The following is a 4,298-nucleotide window of genomic DNA, read 5'->3' as shown; positions in this document are numbered from 1 at the left end:
TTGCTGTTTCTAGCCCCTAAGCGTTTGACAATCCACACATGGTTAAGTATGAAAGCGATCACAATAATACATAAAGTGGCAAAGAGTGTAGTGTATAAAAGCGTACGGAAGTTCTGATTAGCCAAGACATAGGCGCGTCTTTCAGCCTTTTCCATTGTCTTGTAAATGCTGTTGATATAGCTCACTGCTACGATCACTAAACCGCTCACGGGATCATAGTAGGTGTAGCTCACGCAGTCTTCTGTTATGCGTTCTGGGTGGGGGCGTTTGAGATGACAGCGGTAAAAATCGCCCTTAGGATTATTAAGTGCGCGTTGAATAAACTCTTGGAAATAGTGGTTACCATGCCCATCTTGAACGCCCAAAACATTCTGCCCTATTAAATTAGTGTGAATGTTGTCAAAAAATAAAACCCCCTCTTTCGTGAGCGCAAGCACATAGGCGCGCCCCTTAGATTCGTTGATGCGCTTAAAGTATTGTTTGGTCATTTGCAAAGCGGTCTCTTTAGAGTGTTGGCTAAAATACTCCGCAATGCCAGAAACAATTAAAAAAACATCATGCTTAATCACTAGCTCGCGCTTAACTAGGGCATTCGAATTAAAGGCTTCAATAGTCTTTTTAAAACTTTGGCGTTCCATGTGGTGGCTAAGTAACGCAAGCGTCAAACCCAATGTACACAAAGAGCCCAAAATAATTAGGATAATCTTCCAGCGCAAATTCAATGCCATGAGATCTCTCCTGTATTATAAATTTGTCGATAGTGCGATGTCTACTCCATTATAGTACTATTTTGCGAAAAACAGCCCAATAGTGAATAATATCCCAAGCGTTAAAATTCACACTTTAGTTTTACGCAGGATCATGCCCTGATGTGCCATTGAGTGCCATATTGATTAGGTAAAATTTGCTAGTATAATTGATATCCTTGTAAGGAACTTAATATGGCGAGCGTGCCCGGACTCTCCAAGAAAAACCATTTTTACAGCTCATTACGCCTGAAGCGTTATTGGGTGTATGTGTGCATTAGTCTTTTTTCGGTGATAGTGCCTTTTATCCGCTTGGGCGATGGACAGGTTTTTTTAATCTCCTTTGAACACCGCCAAATCCACTTATTGGGCAAAATTTATAGTGCTCAAGAGATGTATTTATTGCCCCTTTTAGTAATTTTTTTGTTCATCTTTATCTTCTTTATCACCTCGATGTTAGGGCGGGTGTGGTGTGGTTGGGGGTGTCCACAAACGATTTTTAGGACGATTTTGCGCGACTTAATAGAAACAAAGCTTTTAGGATTACGCACTAAAATTGCTAACAAACAGCGTCCTACCCCTCCCACCATAACCAATAAATTGAAAAAAATCTTGGCTCTAATTCTCTTTGCCCCTGTGCCCATTATGTCTATGGCAGTCTTGCTTTTTTATTTTGTCCCCCCCTTAGAGTTCTTGCATTATCTACGCGATCCTGAAGATCACGCGTTGCTATTAGGCATTTGGATGGCTTTGAGTGCGGTAGTATTTTTAGATATCACTTGGGTGCAGGAACGCTTTTGTATTTATCTGTGTCCTTATGCGCGTGTGCAGAGCGTGCTTTTTGATGAGCACACTTTGAACCCTATTTATGACACCCATCGAGGGGGTGCTATCTATGATGAGACTGACACTAAAATCCCTACTCTACCCCAAAAGCGCGATCCTAAGAATGAATGCGTAAGCTGTAATCATTGTGTGTTGGTCTGCCCTACGCATATTGATATCCGCAAGGGCATGCAACTAGAATGCATCAATTGTCTAGAATGTGTCGATGCATGCACGAGCACAATGGGCAAATTGGGTAAAAAAAGTTTGATCAATTGGTCTTCTAGTCAGGCAAGTGCCACACAAAGCCCTGTTAAGTTTTGGCGTGCTAAGACCTTAGGCTATGTGGGGGTGTTGTTGGTCGTTGTGGGCGCATTGGTTGTGGGTACACTTAAAAAAGCCCCTATGATTCTCGATATCACACATGGAGGGCAGTTGTACGCAGTGCACAATCAGTTTGTAGACAATAGCTACCTCTTTTTATTCCAAAACACGAGCAATAAAGCGCACGCCTACACTTTTAATATTGATGATCCTAATGTGAGCATTTTGCGCCCTACGGGCACACTGACCATTGAGCCACAGGGTAAACTCAAGGTGGTGGTGATTTTGCGCATGCCCTTACAAAAAGCTAAAGAAGCCTATTTGGCACACAATGTTACCCAAGCCAAGCGGGGCATTTTGCCCATCACCATCAAGGCCTATAGCATGGATGATCCTAACATTGTTCTAGAACAAAAGACAATTTTCATTGTACCCCATTTTTAAGGGGCATTAAAACGATAGCGATAGACTTTTTGTCTATCATGGGTTTTTTTCATCTCTTTTATTCTTTGGTTAACCTTATTATGTAATCATTCTGAGATTGTTGATGGTGAGGAAATAATGGGCGTTGCAGAGACTCTCAAGATCAAGAAATATCTTTTGTTTTGGATTTTTGTAGGAGGCTGTATAGCGGGGGTGTTTTTGAGCGTGTTGACCGTGCAGGCAGTCGAGTGGACGGCTGACGATAAATTTTGTGGAATCTGTCATATTATGACTCCTGAAGTGAATGCTTATCACATGGATCGACATGGAGGTAATAACGCCGTAGGCTTTAAGGCTAGATGTGTGGATTGCCACCTACCCCATAATAATGTGCTGAATTATTTCGTCCGTAAAGCAATTTTAGGCATGGAAGATGTTTATGGAAATGTCTTTAAAGACCCTAAAAAGCTTGATTGGGAAAGAAATCGCCGTCGTGCTACAGAATATGTCTTTGATTCGGGCTGTTTGCATTGTCATAGTAATTTGATGCGTGCCACCTCCTCCAACATGAAATCTTTTCTGCCTCACCGTGATTACTTTGAGGGACTTAGCCAAAAAAAATGTGTGGAATGTCATTTGGATGAAGTGGGGCATAAAAACCTAGGATTACATCTTAGGGAATATCTTAAAGATAATTACAAACCCTATCCTAGGGATTTCGTCATTGATGGAAAAGAAGTTCCCCTAAACCAACTCTCAAATATGGAGAATGTGCCCAAGGAAGCGATTCAAGAATTGATTCGCCCTGCCAAGTCTCAAACGAAGGAGTGATAGTGCTATTAAATCTGATACAAGGAGACGATCATGGTTGTTCGTAAGACTAAGTCCTTTGCGTTCTTGGTCTTTATGCTTGGTGCGGTACTAGGGTTAGGATTTTTAAGCGCACATACCCAGGGAGGAACTAGCATTGATAACGCAATGGATGTGCAATTACCCCTGAAGACTTTTAGGGGCATGAAAGCGGAGGCTAAAGGTTGTGTAGAGTGCCATGCTAAAAAACAACCCGGCATTGTCGCTGATTGGAAAATGAGTCGGCATGCCCATGCAGGCGTAACTTGTATTGATTGCCACGGAGTAACTAGGGATAGTCCCATGCTTACAATGGACGGACACGAAGGCTCTAAAGTCCCTATTTCGGTGTTGGTATCTACAAATACCTGTAGTAAGTGTCATGAAAAAGAAACTACAGAGTTTAGACATAGTGGGCATGCTAGGGGAGCTGTGCAAGTTTGGGCTAAGGCTAGCATGCGTGATCTAATGGAGATGGTAGAGGGTCGGGGGCATCCAGATTTAAAACACGCTCCAGAGGCAACAGGTTGTATCCAATGCCATGGCTCTATCATCAAGTTAGATAAAAATAGACGACCTACCCCAGAAACTTGGCCCACTTATGGGATTGGCACAGCCTTCCCTGATGGCTCAGTGGGCAATTGCGCGAGTTGCCACAGCGCGCATAAATTCAGCATAGCAGAGGCTAGAAAGCCTGCCGCTTGTGCGAGTTGCCACCTAGGACCCGATCACCCCGATATTGAGATTTATAACAATTCTATGCACGGGCATATCTTCAACGCCGAAGGAAATCAATGGAACTTCGATGCCGCCCCAGGAACTTGGAAAGTGCCCGATTTCAGAGCCCCCACTTGTGCAACGTGCCATATGAGTGGCAATTCTAAGGGTATGGTTACGCACAATGTGAGTCGCCGCTTGAAATGGAATCTCTTTATGCCCTTAAGCCAATTGCGCACTGGAGGGTATGAAACTGCCAGTGATGCTTACAGGGATAATTACCAGCTCACTAAGGGCAATCCTTTAGCAGGTAATCCTAAAGGTCCTGAAGCGGCGCGTGCGGAAATGAAGGCAGGTTGTATTGATTGCCACAACTCCACCCACATCGATAATTTCTTTACGATGGCAGATAAG

Annotated in this window: 4 protein-coding genes; 3 read left to right on the top strand and 1 reads right to left on the bottom strand. The window is 43.3% G+C overall.

The window, feature by feature from the left end:
* Positions 1-728 (bottom strand): cache domain-containing protein (locus C6G87_RS08360; RefSeq protein ID WP_199767684.1); only part of this gene is annotated, 728 nt, incomplete at its 3' end.
* Positions 729-941: 213 nt separating this feature from the next.
* Here C6G87_RS08360 and ccoG point away from each other — a divergent pair.
* The 3 genes from ccoG to C6G87_RS08345 all read left to right on the top strand — a co-directional run.
* Entirely contained in the window at positions 942-2,339 is a 1,398-nt protein-coding gene (gene ccoG / locus C6G87_RS08355) for a cytochrome c oxidase accessory protein CcoG (RefSeq protein ID WP_104753027.1), read from the top strand.
* A gap of 117 nt (positions 2,340-2,456) precedes the next feature.
* Entirely contained in the window at positions 2,457-3,149 is a 693-nt protein-coding gene (locus C6G87_RS08350; RefSeq protein ID WP_104753026.1) for a cytochrome c3 family protein, read from the top strand.
* Positions 3,150-3,182: 33 nt separating this feature from the next.
* On the top strand, positions 3,183-4,298 hold a 1,116-nt coding region (locus C6G87_RS08345; RefSeq protein WP_104753025.1), incomplete at its 3' end, for a multiheme c-type cytochrome.

It is taken from the genome of Helicobacter baculiformis, from assembly GCF_900197685.1.
In the GTDB taxonomy this organism is placed as follows: domain Bacteria; phylum Campylobacterota; class Campylobacteria; order Campylobacterales; family Helicobacteraceae; genus Helicobacter; species Helicobacter baculiformis.
This window is presented reverse-complemented; position numbering and strand designations above follow the sequence as displayed.

Excerpts from the sequence above, each read along its gene's own strand:
- ccoG (WP_104753027.1), top strand. The coding sequence starts at position 942 with ATGGCGAGCGTGCCCGGACTCTCCAAGAAAAACCATTTTTACAGCTCA.
- C6G87_RS08350 (WP_104753026.1), top strand. The coding sequence starts at position 2,457 with ATGGGCGTTGCAGAGACTCTCAAGATCAAGAAATATCTTTTGTTTTGG.